Annotated in this window: 11 protein-coding genes, 2 tRNA genes and 3 rRNA genes; 5 read left to right on the top strand and 11 right to left on the bottom strand. The window is 43.5% G+C overall.

Features of this window, described 5'->3' with window-relative positions; translation table 11 throughout:
* Positions 1 to 24: 24 nt before the first annotated feature.
* The 9 genes from AC4CVD_RS03045 to AC4CVD_RS03005 all read right to left on the bottom strand — a co-directional run bounded on the left by AC4CVD_RS03045 (position 25) and on the right by AC4CVD_RS03005 (position 9,848).
* On the bottom strand, positions 25 to 1,374 hold the full coding sequence (locus tag AC4CVD_RS03045) for an aromatic acid/H+ symport family MFS transporter (protein ID WP_201950094.1): 1,350 nt from the start codon (positions 1,372 to 1,374) through the stop codon (positions 25 to 27).
* A 265-nt stretch (positions 1,375 to 1,639) separates the two neighbouring features.
* Positions 1,640 to 3,244: an IS66 family transposase gene (gene tnpC / locus AC4CVD_RS03040; RefSeq protein WP_004684361.1), complete on the bottom strand. Its 1,605-nt coding sequence runs from the start codon at positions 3,242 to 3,244 to the stop codon at positions 1,640 to 1,642.
* A 74-nt stretch (positions 3,245 to 3,318) separates the two neighbouring features.
* Positions 3,319 to 3,708 carry an IS66 family insertion sequence element accessory protein TnpB gene (tnpB, locus tag AC4CVD_RS03035; protein WP_151769163.1) on the bottom strand — a complete coding sequence of 130 codons (390 nt, stop codon included), beginning with the start codon at positions 3,706 to 3,708 and terminating at the stop codon, positions 3,319 to 3,321.
* Positions 3,651 to 4,034: an IS66-like element accessory protein TnpA gene (tnpA, locus tag AC4CVD_RS03030; protein WP_004684363.1), complete on the bottom strand. Its 384-nt coding sequence runs from the start codon at positions 4,032 to 4,034 to the stop codon at positions 3,651 to 3,653. Before tnpA ends, tnpB begins: the two co-directional genes overlap by 58 nt.
* Positions 4,035 to 4,358: 324 nt before the next feature.
* Positions 4,359 to 4,473, bottom strand: a 5S ribosomal RNA gene (rrf, locus tag AC4CVD_RS03025).
* A 243-nt stretch (positions 4,474 to 4,716) separates the two neighbouring features.
* Positions 4,717 to 7,610, bottom strand: a 23S ribosomal RNA gene (locus AC4CVD_RS03020).
* A gap of 420 nt (positions 7,611 to 8,030) precedes the next feature.
* Positions 8,031 to 8,106 (bottom strand) — tRNA-Ala (locus AC4CVD_RS03015).
* Positions 8,107 to 8,172: 66 nt separating this feature from the next.
* Positions 8,173 to 8,249, bottom strand: a tRNA-Ile gene (locus tag AC4CVD_RS03010).
* A 61-nt stretch (positions 8,250 to 8,310) separates the two neighbouring features.
* Positions 8,311 to 9,848: ribosomal RNA gene (locus AC4CVD_RS03005) — 16S ribosomal RNA — on the bottom strand.
* The 16S, 23S and 5S rRNA genes sit together here with 2 tRNA genes alongside, the layout of an rRNA operon.
* A gap of 550 nt (positions 9,849 to 10,398) precedes the next feature.
* Between AC4CVD_RS03005 and AC4CVD_RS03000 the strand changes: the two genes are divergently transcribed.
* The 5 genes from AC4CVD_RS03000 to AC4CVD_RS02980 all read left to right on the top strand — a co-directional run bounded on the left by AC4CVD_RS03000 (position 10,399) and on the right by AC4CVD_RS02980 (position 14,620).
* Positions 10,399 to 11,301, top strand: coding sequence for an MlaA family lipoprotein (locus AC4CVD_RS03000; protein WP_490751995.1), 903 nt, complete (start codon positions 10,399 to 10,401; stop codon positions 11,299 to 11,301).
* 98 nt (positions 11,302 to 11,399) lie between these two features.
* A complete protein-coding gene (gene gigA / locus AC4CVD_RS02995; protein WP_490751993.1) occupies positions 11,400 to 12,368 on the top strand; it encodes an RsbU family protein phosphatase GigA in 969 nt (322 codons plus the stop codon).
* A gap of 112 nt (positions 12,369 to 12,480) precedes the next feature.
* Positions 12,481 to 13,002 carry an anti-anti-sigma factor GigB gene (gene gigB / locus AC4CVD_RS02990; protein ID WP_004692241.1) on the top strand — a complete coding sequence of 174 codons (522 nt, stop codon included), beginning with the start codon at positions 12,481 to 12,483 and terminating at the stop codon, positions 13,000 to 13,002.
* 23 nt (positions 13,003 to 13,025) lie between these two features.
* Complete coding sequence (locus AC4CVD_RS02985) at positions 13,026 to 13,850, top strand: carbon-nitrogen hydrolase family protein (protein ID WP_168159490.1); 825 nt, start codon at positions 13,026 to 13,028, stop codon at positions 13,848 to 13,850.
* 344 nt (positions 13,851 to 14,194) lie between these two features.
* Positions 14,195 to 14,620: an organic hydroperoxide resistance protein gene (locus AC4CVD_RS02980; RefSeq protein ID WP_490751991.1), complete on the top strand. Its 426-nt coding sequence runs from the start codon at positions 14,195 to 14,197 to the stop codon at positions 14,618 to 14,620.
* A gap of 43 nt (positions 14,621 to 14,663) precedes the next feature.
* Here AC4CVD_RS02980 and AC4CVD_RS02975 read toward each other — a convergent pair whose 3' ends face one another.
* Together AC4CVD_RS02975 and gspE are read right to left on the bottom strand one after the other, a co-directional pair.
* On the bottom strand, positions 14,664 to 15,224 hold the full coding sequence (locus tag AC4CVD_RS02975) for a hypothetical protein (RefSeq protein ID WP_490751989.1): 561 nt from the start codon (positions 15,222 to 15,224) through the stop codon (positions 14,664 to 14,666).
* A gap of 117 nt (positions 15,225 to 15,341) precedes the next feature.
* Complete coding sequence (gene gspE, locus AC4CVD_RS02970; RefSeq protein ID WP_004979214.1) at positions 15,342 to 16,829, bottom strand: type II secretion system ATPase GspE; 1,488 nt, start codon at positions 16,827 to 16,829, stop codon at positions 15,342 to 15,344.
* Positions 16,830 to 16,857: the final 28 nt, after the last annotated feature.

The raw sequence follows: 16,857 nt of genomic DNA, 5'->3' as shown, positions 1-16,857 counted from the left end.
TGGAGGCTTTCAATTAAATGACTCTTAAGCTTTCGAAATCGCAGGCTGACTTGCACCAATCTTTTCAGATTCATCCTCATGCATAATCAGTGCAACCGCAATAGCAGTAATCAACACAGGTAAACCCACTGCAATAAAATTAAAGTGAGCAGGTAAATTCATACCTAACAAACTTCCGATTAAAATTGGTCCAATGATTGCACCCATACGACCAATCGCAGACGACCACCCAATCCCAGTTGAACGAACAGCAAGTGGATAGTACTGAGCGACATAGCTATAAAGCAGCATTTGCGAACCAATGGATGCAGCACCCGCCAAGAATACTAAAATATATAAAAGGAATTGATTCGATTGAAAGCCCATCAAGCTCATTACAACAGCACCCATCATGCCCAAGCACATCAGCACAGGTTTCAAATGGAAGCGATCAGCCAAGATCCCTCCACCCACAATACCAATCACAGCACCAATGTTCATCACCATCATAAACATCAAGCTATTGTCCATTGAGTAGCCTGCTGCCATCATTAACTTCGGCAACCAACTGCTTAAAGCATACATTGTCAGTAAGCAGGTGAAGAACGCCACCCAAAACAATAAGGTATTTACCGCACGCCCACGTTTAAATAAGCTCACAACATTTGCAGACTCTGGCACATCAACCTGATGCAACTCAAAAGTTGTATCTTCTTTTACCGTTACTGTTGGTGCTAAACGACGAACAATTTTACGTGCTTCCACTTGACGGTTTTGTTGCACAATAAAAGTCAAAGACTCGGGCAAAAACTTCCAAATAACTGGTAACAACAACAAAGGAATACCCGCAATAAAGAACATAATTTGCCAACCAAAACTTGGAGTAAACCACGCACCTAGTAATGCAGCCATTACACCACCCACAGCATAACCACTAAACATTGTGGTTACTAAGGTACTACGCATTTTTTGTGGTGCATACTCAGATGTCAGCGCAACAAGGTTTGGCATTACTCCACCAATTCCTAGTCCCGCAAGGAAACGGAGAATTGCAAATTCCGTTGGGTTTGATGCAAAACCACCTGCACAGGTAAGCCCGCTAAAAAGTACAATACAGATCATAATGACTTTTTTACGACCAATTTTATCCGCCAAAGAGCCAAATATCATTGCACCAAACATCATGCCTGCTAAAGCAGTACTTGCAAGCATACCCGCCTGTACAGCACTTAAGCCCCAGTCTTCCATTAATAATGGCAATACCACACCATTAATTGCCAAATCATAACCATCAAATAAAATAATTAGCAGACACCAAGCAACAACTTGAAAATGGAAACCCGAAAATTTTGCACGATCAATAATATCATTCACATTAACTGCTTTAGCTGACATTATTCACCTCCTATGAGCTATTGTTTCATTGCACTTTAACTAGCGCCCTTCAGTTTTTATAATGTGCTAATTCAGCCCAAACAGAAGTCATTCACCAAAGTAATTTGGTGTTATATTCACACAATTTATAGTGATATAAAAATTCAACATTAGTCTAAATAAGTGATTTAATTCGCATTAAAAATAAATAAAACCAACTATTAATACTCGATTTTCTTGTAGAAAATAAAAATCGTAAGCGTCCGCTGAACCCCATGCCTATTTTTTAATTTGAGTTGGATTTCCAGCGATGTGGTAGTAATTCTTCTATTTGGGTCGCTTTATGCGTCGGCAGCCTTTTCAGCACATCACTGAGATAGGCATACGGATCCAACCCATTCAGCTTTGCTGACTGGATTAAAGTCATGATATTTGCCGCTCGCTGTCCACTGCGCAGCGAACCTGCAAACAACCAGTTCTTACGGCCCAATGCCCAGGGACGCATTGAGTTCTCTGCCCAGTTATTGTCAATGGGTAGATTGCCATCATCCAGATAGCGGCTTAAGGCTGGCCAACGCTTCAGACTGTAATTGATGGCCTTGGCGGTTGGAGAACTCGATGGCACCGTCAGATAATGTTGGTTGAGCCATTCACACAGTTGTTGCATCACCGGTTGGCTGTGCTGTTGTCGGTATTCGCGGCGGTGTTCTGCTGTACCATCGGTCTTTTTCCTGAGTTCTGCTTCTATCGCATACAGTTTCTGAATCATCAGTAATGCCTGTTCAGCGATCTGACTTTTCCCGGTCACATGTAGCTCATGGAATTTACGACGTGCATGCGCCATGCAGCCCACCTCTATGACATCGCCTGATTTAAAGCGTGCTTTATAACCACTGTAATCATCACAGACCAGATGGCCCTGCCAGCCATTCAGGAACTCTTCTGCATGCTGACCTGAACGGCTATCCTGAAAGTCATAGATCACCGCTTGAACTGGATTGTACTGTGTAGTGGCATAGGCCCAGACATAACCTTTCTTCGGTTTTTTCTCATCATCACCCATCCGCATGATGGTGACCGGCGTTTCATCGGCATGGATCACCCGCTGTTGCAGCACCACCTGTTTTAAGGCATTGGCCAGAGGTTCCAGTTCCACACCGCAGCGACCTATCCAGTCAGATAACGTTGATCTAGAAAGCTCGATTCCCGCCCGCTGATAGATCAGACGTTGACGGTACAGCGGCAAATGATCGGCATACTTCGATACCAGCACATGGCTGAGCAGTTCAGGTGAAGCAATGCCTTTATCAATCACATAGGCAGGCATCGCTTGCTGAGTCAGGGTGTCACACTGATCACAGACCCATTTGCCACGCACATGCTGTTCCTTATAGAACTGTGCCGGTCTGAAATGTAGTTTTTCACTGATATCTTCGCCGATACGACGCAAGGTGCAGCCACAAGCACATTGGGTTGATGTTGGTTCATGCTCGATACGGATGGTGTGTAGATGATCGGGCAGCAGTCGACGTTTAGGTTTGTTGACTGTGGCTTTGTGTGTCGCTGCATCAGTTTTATCTGCATTCAGCCGTTCCAGTTCCAGATCAACAGCGGCAATATCTTCTTCGACCGCTTCATCCCACAGATGGATTTGTTTTGCGGTGAGATGTTCGTTTTTACTGCCAAATTTGTGCTGTTTAAATAGTGCGAGCTCATGCTCGTATTTTTGCGTGAGAATGGAAAGATGTTGAACTTTGGCATCCAATTGCTGGTTTGATTTTTCTAATTCTTGATTTGATTGTGCCAAAGACTGATGCTGCATTGCCAACTGCCGGGTAAATTCCAGCAGTTGTTCATGGGTCAGTTGGCTTAAATCAGGCAGCGTATTCATGACCGCAGTATGCCTGAGGTCATGACGCAGAGGAAATAGAACGTTTGGAGAATAGCAGAATGGACCAAGCTAGTTTAGAGCATCGTCACCACCTGCTGTCGTCCAATGCGCTGCCAAGGCAAACCCTGGATCAGTGCCTGTAACTGTTCTGGGCTGAGGGCTACGCTTTCACCCTGGTGAACTTTAGCCCAGTGAAATTTTCCCTGTTCCAACCGCCGAGCACACAGCCAGATCCCCAGTCCATCATGTACCAGCACTTTCATGCGATGGCCACGTTTATTACAGAACAGGTAAGCACAATGCGGTTTGATGTAGCCAAAGGCTCTCACCACCTGAGCCATGGCCGTATCCATACCTGCACGCATGTCCATGGGCTGAGTAGACAACCAGATTTCATCGATACGGATCATGTTGTAAGTGCCTTGAGTAATTCTGCTAAAGCAGATATTTCTGATACTTGCCATTTCAAGCCAATTTCTGCTTTTGAGTGGGGTAAAGTAATTTGAACCGTTAACATGCCAGTAGGGATAGGATCTAATGGTGCGGAGCAAGATAAGGTAATAAATGCAGGTTTATTCGGTAGTAGTGAGCGATCATTCCCTGGCTTAGCATCAATTAAGCGAATCCATTTGGATACAAGATTTGTATTCAATCCATGTTGCAAAGCGACCGAAGCAATTGAAACCTCCGATGCTTTACACGCCTGAACGATCTGCTGTTTAAATTCAGCACTATATGTTCTTCGTTTTATCGTAAGAGATGCGATGGATGTCTGGTTATTTGTAGTCATAAATTTAAGTTCCCACTTGTTTTTAAGTCAGGACTAAATTAAGGCTTATAGGACGAATTCATAAGGTGTGTTCAGCGGACGCTTACTAAAAATCTACAATAAAAGCCTAACTTAAATTAGATATAGTATTTAGCTGAGAGTAAAAATTAATTCAAAATAGGAATAAAAAATATAAAGTTTAATTTAAATAATAATTATGACTATTTAGGATGTTTTATTTAATTACGATAAATCTCAATTAGACGATTGATTCGTTTATTATTTAATATTTTCAGCATAAAAAATCCCCCTCAGCGCTTAGCGGAGGGGGATTTAGAATTAATGAGCTGGCGATGACTTACTCTCACATGGATAACTCCACACTACCATCAGCGCTAAGAGGTTTCACTTCTGAGTTCGGGAAGGGATCAGGTGGTTCACTCTTGCTATTGTCGCCAGCACAACTGTTTATGACTATTCGTTGGGTCTAACCTCAGAGCAGTGCTCTTCGTGCCTAACTTTCATCAAATGAGTTATTAACAGGTATATTTGAGTTGATTTTAACATAAAGCATAGCTTTATGTCTTGCGCTCGGACAAACATAATTAATGTTTGTTTATTCCTCGCTCATGTATCTAGCTTTATAACTAAATCAAGTTGTTTGCAGTGATTTGAACCACAACACCAACTGTTTGGGTGTTGTATAGTCAAGCCTCACGAGCAATTAGTATTGGTCAGCTTCACATATCACTATGCTTCCACATCCAACCTATCAACGTCGTAGTCTTCAACGGCTCTTTAGAGGACATAAAGTCCTAGGGAAATCTTATCTTGAGGTAGGCTTCCCGCTTAGATGCTTTCAGCGGTTATCCCTTCCGAACATAGCTACCCGGCGATGCGACTGGCGTCACAACCGGTACACCAGAGGTTCGTCCACTCTGGTCCTCTCGTACTAGGAGCAGATCCTCTCAAATTTCCAACGCCCACGGTAGATAGGGACCGAACTGTCTCACGACGTTCTAAACCCAGCTCGCGTACCTCTTTAAATGGCGAACAGCCATACCCTTGGGACCTGCTTCAGCCCCAGGATGAGATGAGCCGACATCGAGGTGCCAAACACCGCCGTCGATATGAACTCTTGGGCGGTATCAGCCTGTTATCCCCAGAGTACCTTTTATCCGTTGAGCGATGGCCCTTCCATACAGAACCACCGGATCACTAAGACCTACTTTCGTACCTGCTCGACTTGTGGGTCTCGCAGTTAAGCGCGCTTTTGCCTTTATACTCTACGCGTGATTTCCGACCACGCTGAGCGCACCTTCGTACTCCTCCGTTACTCTTTAGGAGGAGACCGCCCCAGTCAAACTACCCACCAGACATGGTCCTCGTCCCGGATAACGGGACAGAGTTAGAACCTCAATATTACCAGGGTGGTATTTCAAGATTGGCTCCACCGAAACTAGCGTCTCGGTTTCAAAGCCTCCCACCTATCCTACACAAGTAAGATCAAAGTTCAATGTCAAGCTGCAGTAAAGGTTCACGGGGTCTTTCCGTCTAGCCGCGGGTACACCGCATCTTCACGGCGAATTCGATTTCACTGAGTCTCTGCTGGAGACAGCGCCCCCATCATTATGCCATTCGTGCAGGTCGGAACTTACCCGACAAGGAATTTCGCTACCTTAGGACCGTTATAGTTACGGCCGCCGTTTACTGGGGCTTCGATCAAGAGCTTCGCTTACGCTAACCCCATCAATTAACCTTCCAGCACCGGGCAGGCATCACACCCTATACGTCCACTTTCGTGTTTGCAGAGTGCTATGTTTTTAATAAACAGTTGCAGGGGCCTGGTTTCTGTGGCTGCCAATAGCTCAAGGAGTAAATCCTATCACCGTCGGCAGCGTACCTTCTCCCGAAGTTACGGTACCATTTTGCCTAGTTCCTTCAGCAGAGTTCTCTCAAGCGCTTTGGTCTACTCGACCTGACCACCTGTGTCGGTTTCGGGTACGATTCCTATGTAACTGAAGCTTAGAGACTTTTCCTGGAAGCATGGTATCAGCCACTTCACTGTACAAGTACAGCTTGCTATCAGTTCTCAGCATACAGTACCCCGGATTTGCCTAAGATACATGCCTACAACCTTCCACCTGGACAACCAACGCCAGGCTGACTTAACCTTCTCCGTCCTCTCATCGCATTACATAGAAGTATTGGAATATTAACCAATTTCCCATCGACTACGCCTCTCGGCCTCGCCTTAGGGGTCGACTCACCCAGCCCCGATTAACGTTGGACTGGAACCCTTGGTCTTTCAGCGTGCGAGTTTTTCACTCGCATTGTCGTTACTCACGTCAGCATTCGCACTTCTGATACCTCCAGCATACTTCTCAATACACCTTCATCGGCTTACAGAACGCTCCCCTACCACTTGCAATAAATTGCAAATCCGCAGCTTCGGCATATAGTTTTAGCCCCGTTACATCTTCCGCGCAGGCCGACTCGACTAGTGAGCTATTACGCTTTCTTTAAAGGGTGGCTGCTTCTAAGCCAACCTCCTAGCTGTCTATGCCTTCCCACATCGTTTCCCACTTAACTATAATTTTGGGGCCTTAGCTGGCGGTCTGGATTGTTTTCCTCTTGACTACGGACGTTAGCACCCGCAGTCTGTCTCCCGGATAGTACTCATTGGTATTCGGAGTTTGCATCGGTTTGGTAAGTCGGGATGACCCCCTAGCCGAAACAGTGCTCTACCCCCAATGGTATTCGTCCGAGGCGCTACCTAAATAGCTTTCGGGGAGAACCAGCTATCACCGAGTTTGATTAGCCTTTCACCCCTATCCACAAGTCATCCCCTGGCTTTTCAACGACAGTGGGTTCGGTCCTCCAGTTAGTGTTACCCAACCTTCAACCTGCTCATGGATAGATCACCCGGTTTCGGGTCTACACCCAGCAACTAAACGCCCTATTAAGACTCGATTTCTCTACGGCTCCCCTATGCGGTTAACCTTGCTACTGAATGTAAGTCGCTGACCCATTATACAAAAGGTACGCAGTCACCGAACATGTCGGCTCCCACTGCTTGTATGCATGCGGTTTCAGGATCTATTTCACTCCCCTCACAGGGGTTCTTTTCGCCTTTCCCTCACGGTACTGGTTCACTATCGGTCAGTCAGGAGTATTTAGCCTTGGAGGATGGTCCCCCCATATTCAGACAAGGTTTCACGTGCCCCGCCCTACTCGACATCATCATATCAGCCCTTTCGTGTACAGGACTATCACCCACTATGGTTGCACTTCCCAGAGCATTCCACTAAAACTGATATGACTTAATGGGCTTTTCCCCGTTCGCTCGCCGCTACTGAGGGAATCTCAATTGATTTCTTTTCCTAAGGGTACTGAGATGTTTCACTTCCCCTCGTTCGCCTCGTATGACTATGTATTCATCATACGATACCTGCCTTATGACAGGTGGGTTTCCCCATTCAGAAATCTCCGGATCACAGGATATTTGCCGCCTCCCCGGAGCTTATCGCAGGCTATTACGTCTTTCATCGCCTCTGACTGCCAAGGCATCCACCACATGCACTTAATTACTTGACTATACAACCCCAAACAGTCGTTAATCCCTACAAGTAGGATTAAGACAGTCTATGATGATTTCTCATCACTTCCTTACAGTTTGTTGTTCTGTGTACTTAAACACTGTACAGCTTCAATTCAATTCACATACCAAAACGCTTGATTCAGTTAATTTCGCTAGTAACTCATTTCATTCAACGTTAACAATTGCTTGTTAAGTTAACTAAAACGAGTATGAACAAATTATTTCAACTCAAATATATTCTGTTAATGATTTTTCCAGCCTTCGTCAGGTCAGGAAACTGTGATAAATCACAGAAGTTAATAAGCTTCAACTTACTAAATTCTATAATCCAACCTATCTGCGCGAAGCATAGCTTCTTGCTTAAATTTCAAGGAAAAGCCTTAAAGCAGTGCTTTAAGTTTTCTTGTCTTGAAATTTGGTGGAGACTAGGAGAGTCGAACTCCTGACCTCCTGCGTGCAAAGCAGGCGCTCTACCAACTAAGCTAAGTCCCCAGCTTATCAATAAGTCAATGTTTCTGTTTCTGTATTCAGCATTTAACAATGCTTGTTAGTCAGATTTGGTGGGTCTGACAAGACTTGAACTTGTGACCCCACGCTTATCAAGCGTGTGCTCTAACCAACTGAGCTACAGACCCTCAGATACATCGTCATGAAGAACAACTTGTTGTGGATTCTTACCAATCGTCAATCTTTCGTTAAGGAGGTGATCCAGCCGCAGGTTCCCCTACGGCTACCTTGTTACGACTTCACCCCAGTCATCGGCCACACCGTGGTAAGCGTCCTCCTTGCGGTTAGACTACCTACTTCTGGTGCAACAAATTCCCATGGTGTGACGGGCGGTGTGTACAAGGCCCGGGAACGTATTCACCGCGGCATTCTGATCCGCGATTACTAGCGATTCCGACTTCATGGAGTCGAGTTGCAGACTCCAATCCGGACTACGATCGGCTTTTTGAGATTAGCATCCTATCGCTAGGTAGCAACCCTTTGTACCGACCATTGTAGCACGTGTGTAGCCCTGGTCGTAAGGGCCATGATGACTTGACGTCGTCCCCGCCTTCCTCCAGTTTGTCACTGGCAGTATCCTTAAAGTTCCCGGCTTAACCCGCTGGCAAATAAGGAAAAGGGTTGCGCTCGTTGCGGGACTTAACCCAACATCTCACGACACGAGCTGACGACAGCCATGCAGCACCTGTATGTAAGTTCCCGAAGGCACCAATCCATCTCTGGAAAGTTCTTACTATGTCAAGACCAGGTAAGGTTCTTCGCGTTGCATCGAATTAAACCACATGCTCCACCGCTTGTGCGGGCCCCCGTCAATTCATTTGAGTTTTAGTCTTGCGACCGTACTCCCCAGGCGGTCTACTTATCGCGTTAGCTGCGCCACTAAAGCCTCAAAGGCCCCAACGGCTAGTAGACATCGTTTACGGCATGGACTACCAGGGTATCTAATCCTGTTTGCTCCCCATGCTTTCGTACCTCAGCGTCAGTATTAGGCCAGATGGCTGCCTTCGCCATCGGTATTCCTCCAGATCTCTACGCATTTCACCGCTACACCTGGAATTCTACCATCCTCTCCCATACTCTAGCTTCCCAGTATCGAATGCAATTCCTAAGTTAAGCTCAGGGATTTCACATCCGACTTAAGAAGCCGCCTACGCACGCTTTACGCCCAGTAAATCCGATTAACGCTCGCACCCTCTGTATTACCGCGGCTGCTGGCACAGAGTTAGCCGGTGCTTATTCTGCGAGTAACGTCCACTATCCTAGAGTATTAATCCAAGTAGCCTCCTCCTCGCTTAAAGTGCTTTACAACCAAAAGGCCTTCTTCACACACGCGGCATGGCTGGATCAGGCTTTCGCCCATTGTCCAATATTCCCCACTGCTGCCTCCCGTAGGAGTCTGGGCCGTGTCTCAGTCCCAGTGTGGCGGATCATCCTCTCAGACCCGCTACAGATCGTCGCCTTGGTAGGCCTTTACCCCACCAACTAGCTAATCTGACTTAGGCTCATCTATTAGCGCAAGGTCCGAAGATCCCCTGCTTTCCCCCGTAGGGCGTATGCGGTATTAGCATTCCTTTCGGAATGTTGTCCCCCACTAATAGGCAGATTCCTAAGCATTACTCACCCGTCCGCCGCTAGGAAATGTAGCAAGCTACCCTTCCCCGCTCGACTTGCATGTGTTAAGCCTGCCGCCAGCGTTCAATCTGAGCCATGATCAAACTCTTCAGTTAAAAATCATTAGTAGCTTATGGCTACAAATCTTGGCTCATCAATTTTCTGACAAATATTTCTCAAATAAACTTCGAGTAATTTTTACCATTCAATCAATGAAATATTTTCGATCGATCAATCAGTAAAAATCCACACAAGTTGTTCTTCATAATCTCTTAATGATCTTCTTACTGATTCGTCATCAGCAAGCTAGGTCGGCTATACTACTCTCTTTCAAGAAGAAGTCAACTGGTTTTGTTAATTATTTTTAAACTTATTCAAGACTTCCAGATTCTACCACTTGGGCTAAATCCTTGTTTCTTAACAAGTTTTAATCAACATCACCGCCGATGGATGTGCATTCTACAGTATTCCCGACTCAACACAACCCCCTTTTCTCAATTATTTATAAAAAAACTCCCACTTGTTTATTTATTCAGCAAAATGATGCTTTTTTACTAACATTTCTTAAAATTTGATTTAACAATGAGCAATAAAGAGCTGTTAAGATAGTTAAAAGATTATTTTTTTAATTCACCTGCTGATTATAAAGTTCCGGAACTCTTTTATATGCAACACATTCGCCACTTATGTGCTGGTCTACTCTTTGTAGGCTTTACAACATTTGCATTTGCTGAAGATGTAGCGCCTACAGCTGCCAGCGAAATAGATACCAGTGCTGATCCGCAAACAGCTCAATCTTCTTCGCTTAAAGAATTAAAGGATATTAAAGCAAAAGATTTAAAAGTAGATGCCAATGCAGCACAACCTGATAATGTAAAAGATCCGCTTCAACCTTTAAATAGACAAATTTTTGCCGTCAATGATGCTTTAGACCGTGCGATCGTTCGCCCAATTGCGGTGGAATATAAAGAAAAGATCCCTTCTCCGATTCGTGACTCTTATAGTGGCTTTCGTAAAAACCTCGGTGAACCTTGGAATGCGGTGAACCAACTTATACAAGGTCGTCCCGGCCGTGCCGCAAAAACTTTAGGTCGATTTACCATTAATACGGTAACTACTTTAGGTTTTGCAGATCCTGCTTCGCGCTTAGGTTTAGAAACTGAAGATGAAAACTTTGGTACGACTCTTGGCTATTGGGGGGTTCCATCTGGCCCATACCTAGTACTTCCTATTTTTGGGCCAAGTACTTTCCGTGATGGCTTTGGCTTGGTTGTTGATGGCTATGCGCGCCCACAAAGATACATATTAGAAGATGAAGAAGGCCTGTATTGGGCGGAACAGACTTTACGTGGTATTGATGTGCGATCACAACTGATTGATATTGAAGGTGCGATTCAAGGCGACAAATATTCCTCAATTCGTGATATTTATTTACAACGTAAAAACTTCATTATTGCCGAGAAAAAAGGCCAAGAATCTGAAGGGATGTTCATTGATGATGTCGGTGATGATGATTCTTCTAGCTCTCCATCAACCAATGAATCGCGTCAAATGTTAGATACGGAATAACAATGTATTGCAGCTAGAGTTGAATTTTTTTTCTCTAGCTGTAATTTGCTTGTTATAGTAAAGCAATAGCTTAATGCTAAGGATAAGCCATTTTTTTTATGTATTTCATTCAACCCTCTCGCCATATTCCATATTTAGAACAGGTGCTAGACACACTGCCAAGTGTGCAAATGATTCGCATAGAAGACCTTGATCTTTATGACCCGACTATTATTGCTATTGCCGATATCCAAGATTATTTAGATTATAAATGGACACTGCCCACCATTGTCCTTGCCTTTGAAAATGAAGGTAGTGCTTTAGCCCAAGCATGGGAACTCGGTGCTTTAGCAGGTTGGATGTGGAATAAACTCCCCAGCAATCCACAGCAATCCTTACTCAAAATTGATGCGCAATATAAGCGTAATCAAGACAGTCGCGATCTGCCTTCCGCAGCAGAGTTACAAAAGCGACTTTTACCAAACCCTATAGAGCTCCAAAACTACACCGTTGAAACATTTTTTCAGCCTTCTGCTTATTTGTCTGGAGACTGGTTTGATTATTGGAAAATTAGCGATAAAGAAGTGATGTTCTATTTGGCTGATGTATCCGGTCATGGGGTCACCAGTAGTTTATTAACCTCTTGGATGGCGGCTTTTCATGGTCGTGCCAAAACACCGCGTGAACTCATTAAAAAACTGAATGGTATGTTAGTGCAAGAGAATATTGAAAAGCACATCACCATGATTGCAGGGATTTTAAACCTCGAAACACATCAACTTCGTTGGTCGAGTGCAGGACATTACCCCCCCGCAATTATCTTTGAGCCAAATCAAGCTCCTAAAATATTACATACCAGTAGTTTTCCTTTAGGCCTTACTGAAGAACTGAAAGTTGAAGAGCATGAATGTGTGCTCAACCGTCATGCCCGCTTCATTATTTGTTCCGATGGCGCACTCGAACCCTTCAATGGTGGACTGAACGATCAGTTCACACAATTGGTCTATCATTTGCAAAATCAATCCTTTGAAGCACCAGAGCATGTTGCAGACGATATTGCCATTTTAAGTTTACGTCGAATGAATTAATCAAATTATCAATAACTTATTACAATATCCTATCTTCTAAGGCTGTTAGATACTTGAGTAAGTATTTGCCCTATGGGATAATTTCCTATCCTTCTCTGCAAATGGCATTTATATGTCAACAGGTCATGTTGAATATGCAAGCTTGAATGGAACGCATATTTTTAAGCTTATTGGCGAAGTGCGTGCCCAATCTTGTATCAGTCTAGACAAACTTTTAAACCGTATTGAACAACAGTCAAATGTTGTTGGTGCAATCGTAGATTTAACCCAAACTACATTCATCGACAGCACTGTGTTAGGCATTTTGGCAAAGTTAGGCTTAAAGCTTAAACAGATCCATAATATCCAAGCTGTCATGTTGTCCACCAACTCTGATATCACTACCTTAGCCAACAGTATGGGGCTAGGGCAGGTTTTTGTGATTTTAAACTACTGTGGCGATCCAAACGTTTGTACCCTCGAACTGATGGAAGAACACATTACACATCGTAATATGTTAAACACCGTACTAGATGCGCATAAGACTTTGATGGAACTGAATCAAAGTAATCAAAATATGTTTGAACCGCTGGTCAAACAGTTGCAAAAAGAACAAGACAGCCTCGATCAAGTGTCACAGCAACAAAACGCATAACAACAAATTTTATAGGCCCATTTATGACTTTACTTTCTGTTGTACAGATGAACTCTCAAAATGACATCGAAGCAAACTTCCTTGTCATTGAGTCTCTCATTCAACAAAGTAAAGCAAATGGTGCTGAACTTATTGTATTCCCCGAAAACTTCGTTTGTTTTGCCGCAGGCAAACAACGTGAGACCGCTGCACAGTTTGAAGACATTCAAAAGCGTTTAGAAAATCTTGCTCATCAATATCAGATCTGGATCGTCGCAGGTACTCTCCCATGCCCGTTCCGTCCAGATGGTTCTGTTATTGAAGATGGTCGTGTTCGTACAGTCAGTCTTTGCATTAGCCCTGAACGTACTGAAGCACGTTATGACAAAATTCATTTGTTTGACGTACAAGTTGGCGATGCTGTGGGTGGCTACCAAGAATCTAAGTTTTTTGAACCTGGTACAGATGTCGTTGTGGCAAAAACACCTTTTGGTAATATTGGCTTAATGGTTTGCTATGACTTACGCTTTCCTGAACTGGCTTTAACTTTACGCGCGCGTGGTGCAAATATTTTAACTGCTCCTGCTGCATTTACCTACACTACGGGGCAAATGCACTGGCAGTTATTATTACAAGCCCGTGCGATGGATAGCCAAAGCATCGTGTTAGGCGCAGCGCAACAAGGCTGGCATGGTGAAAAAAGACAGACTTGGGGACATGCAGCAGCAACTAATAGCCGTGGTCAAGTTTTGGATCTGATTCTTAACCCAGGTGCACAGTTGATTACGGTACCTTTTGACTTGGCAGAACAAGCTCAAATCCGTGAAAGCATGCCGTTAATGCAACACCGAAAATTAGTGCAATTTTAATCAAGCCACGATCATTTAAAATAACGTCAGTCTTCGCGCAAAAACTTCATATTGATTCACTGCTGCTCTTTCATGGAATAGCTCTAGCTCTCATAAAATACATGACTCTATTTATCTTTAAAATTAATAGTAGCTCGAATCACTCTCAGTTTTCATTCACATCGATAAGCCCCGATTGCGAATGTTAAAAAAACAATAATAAAATTCTATACCATTGATTTTTAATTAACTAAACCCTCAATTTAAACGCAAGCATACTCTGTATAAATTTACAAAAACACTGCTTATTCTTTCTGCAATTTAGGACAGGATAAGAACTCAAATACAATATTCAGGGAATCACAATGTCTTTAGAAAAAGTAGTTTATACAGCACATGCTAAAGCGACAGGTGGCCGTGATGGTCGGGCAACCACTTCTGATGGAATTTTAGATGTAAAACTCACCGTTCCTAAAGAAATGGGCGGCGCAGGTGGTGGAACGAACCCTGAACAGCTTTTTGCCGCAGGTTATTCTGCATGTTTTCTAGGTGCAATGAAGTTTGTTGCTAACCGTGACCAATTAAAAATTACACCTGATGTTTATATCGAAGGTGATGTAGATATTGGCCCGATTCCAACAGGCTTTGGTATTCAAGTGACCTTGAACATTCATTTAGAAGGTTTAGAGCAAGCAGAAGCGCAAAAATTAGTGGATGCAGCACATATTGTTTGCCCTTATTCAAATGCAACACGTGGCAATATTGATGTGACATTGAATGTAATTGTTTAAGTCATCTCTTCTATCCTAAAGTCATAGCTTTGGGATAGAGATTTCATAACTTACAAGGATTTGGAAATATCTTTTTAAATTTCTTTTGATCATCGATTTCATCTGCCAGTAAAATCAAATTTCCTTTTGGATCAAAATAAGAAGTGCCTTGGAACACCGTATATTGGGCAATATCAAAAATAGGGTGCTGGGTACTGATCAAAGTATGTCTTTTTTTCGAATTTAATTGGCGAGCTGTGATTTTATTGTGTTTAGAATCAGTTTCAATTAAACAATTACTCTTCGTATCAATAGCGATAAATTCTTGAGTCGCATCATCTTCTTGTTTATTTCTCGATAGAAAACTATGAGCTTGACATGGGCTACCACATGACATTTGAACATGATAATAACTTTGATTTAAACACTCAATATTTGGTGATTTCATACCGCCATAAACTTTTTCCTTCTTGCCATTGGTATTTCTAATGACATCACATGACCACTCCATTTCATCATGGCATTTTTTATAAACATTAAAAGTTTCATCTTTTGCAAAACTGAGAGGAGTAAAAAATACCATACCACTCAACACACCAAACAAGGCTAAGGATTTATTCATCATTATAAAGTTCTTTATTTTCATTCTAAAAGTAAAACGGATGCTGCCATACAAACACATCAGGTAATTTCAGGATAATACAACTACACGCATAACCCGTATCTACTAGTCGATATTCTATTATTCAGCCGCTTCATTGGTCACACGCAATACTTCTTCCAACGTAGTCTTCCCTGCCAACACTTTACGCAAACCATCATCACGAATAGAGCCTGAGTATTGTCGTGCATAACTTTCTAATTCATATTCAGCGGCATTGCCATGAACTAAACGACGCATTTGATCATCCACAGCGACAATTTCATAAATTGCCGTCCGTCCCGTAAAACCCGTATGTGAACAACGTTCACAGCCATTCGGTTGAGGTAACTGAAGTTCTGTTTTTGGATTCAAATGCTGAAACAGTTGTGTTTCAAAAGTATCGGCTTCATGCCATGTCACACAGTGACTACATAAGGTTCGTACTAAACGCTGTGCAATGACACCAATCAAAGAACTCGACAGCAAAAACGGCTCAATGCCCATATCTTTTAAACGGGTCACCGCACCAATGGCCGTATTGGTATGCAGTGTAGATAAGACCAAATGCCCTGTGAGCGATGCTTGTACCGCAATTTCAGCCGTTTCCAAATCACGGATTTCACCCACCATCACCACATCAGGATCTTGACGCAGCATGGCTTTTAAGGCTCTCGCAAAAGTCATATCGACTTTGGTGTTAACTTGGGTCTGTCCAATCCCTTCCAGTTGATATTCAATCGGGTCTTCTGCGGTCAAAATATTTTTCGAACCATCATTAAGGTCTGAAAGCGCCGCATAAAGCGTTGTTGTTTTACCCGAACCTGTCGGCCCTGTGACCAAAATAATGCCGTGTGGGCGATGCACCAATTGGGTTAAACGCTCATAGTCAGGTTTCAATAAGCCCAAATGTGTCATGTTCAAACGACCGGCTTGTTTATCTAATAAACGCATCACCACACGTTCGCCATGTGATGAGGGTAAAGTCGATACACGCACATCCACTTCACGACCGGCTAAACGCAGTGAAATACGCCCGTCTTGCGGAATCCGTTTTTCTGCAATATCCAGTTTTGCCATGACTTTAATACGAGACACCAACAGCGGTGCTAGTTCACGGCGTGGCTGCACAATTTCACGTAATTGCCCATCGACACGTAAACGCACCGACAGTTTCTTTTCAAAGGCTTCAATATGAATATCGGATGCGCCAACACGAATGGCTTCAGACAATAATGCATTAATCAAACGAACAATTGGGGCATCATCTTCTTGGTCCATCAGATCTTCAGCTTCAGGCACTTGGTCAGCTAAACTAAGTAAATCGGGATGATCTTCTAAACCAGCGGCCACTTGTTGTGATTCGCCACTGTCCCCTGCATAGCTACTGCTTAAAAGCTGATGAAATTCTTCATCACTACACAGTTGATGTTGTGCTGCCACACCTAAAAAACGGCGTGCCTCTTGCAAAGCCAACAACGGGGTACTTTCACGGCGCACAATAAAGGCTTGATCACCTTCATAACGCAACAGCACACCATGACGCTTCGCAAAACTATAGGGAATTTGTAATTGTTTAAGCACTTGCATCTTAAAATTATAATAATGATGAAAAATA

The sequence above is a fragment of the Acinetobacter sp. LipI_23 genome (assembly GCF_058243045.1).
The sequence above is the reverse complement of the archived record's forward strand: the minus strand, read 5'-3'. Positions and strand labels throughout refer to the sequence as shown.

Coding starts and splice junctions, on each gene's coding strand:
- AC4CVD_RS03045 (WP_201950094.1), bottom strand. CDS start 1,374: ATGTCAGCTAAAGCAGTTAATGTGAATGATATTATTGATCGTGCAAAA.
- tnpC (WP_004684361.1), bottom strand. CDS start 3,244: ATGAATACGCTGCCTGATTTAAGCCAACTGACCCATGAACAACTGCTG.
- tnpB (WP_151769163.1), bottom strand. CDS start 3,708: ATGGCAAGTATCAGAAATATCTGCTTTAGCAGAATTACTCAAGGCACT.
- tnpA (WP_004684363.1), bottom strand. CDS start 4,034: ATGACTACAAATAACCAGACATCCATCGCATCTCTTACGATAAAACGA.
- AC4CVD_RS03000 (WP_490751995.1), top strand. CDS start 10,399: ATGCAACACATTCGCCACTTATGTGCTGGTCTACTCTTTGTAGGCTTT.
- gigA (WP_490751993.1), top strand. CDS start 11,400: ATGTATTTCATTCAACCCTCTCGCCATATTCCATATTTAGAACAGGTG.
- gigB (WP_004692241.1), top strand. CDS start 12,481: ATGTCAACAGGTCATGTTGAATATGCAAGCTTGAATGGAACGCATATT.
- AC4CVD_RS02985 (WP_168159490.1), top strand. CDS start 13,026: ATGACTTTACTTTCTGTTGTACAGATGAACTCTCAAAATGACATCGAA.
- AC4CVD_RS02980 (WP_490751991.1), top strand. CDS start 14,195: ATGTCTTTAGAAAAAGTAGTTTATACAGCACATGCTAAAGCGACAGGT.
- AC4CVD_RS02975 (WP_490751989.1), bottom strand. CDS start 15,224: ATGATGAATAAATCCTTAGCCTTGTTTGGTGTGTTGAGTGGTATGGTA.
- gspE (WP_004979214.1), bottom strand. CDS start 16,829: ATGCAAGTGCTTAAACAATTACAAATTCCCTATAGTTTTGCGAAGCGT.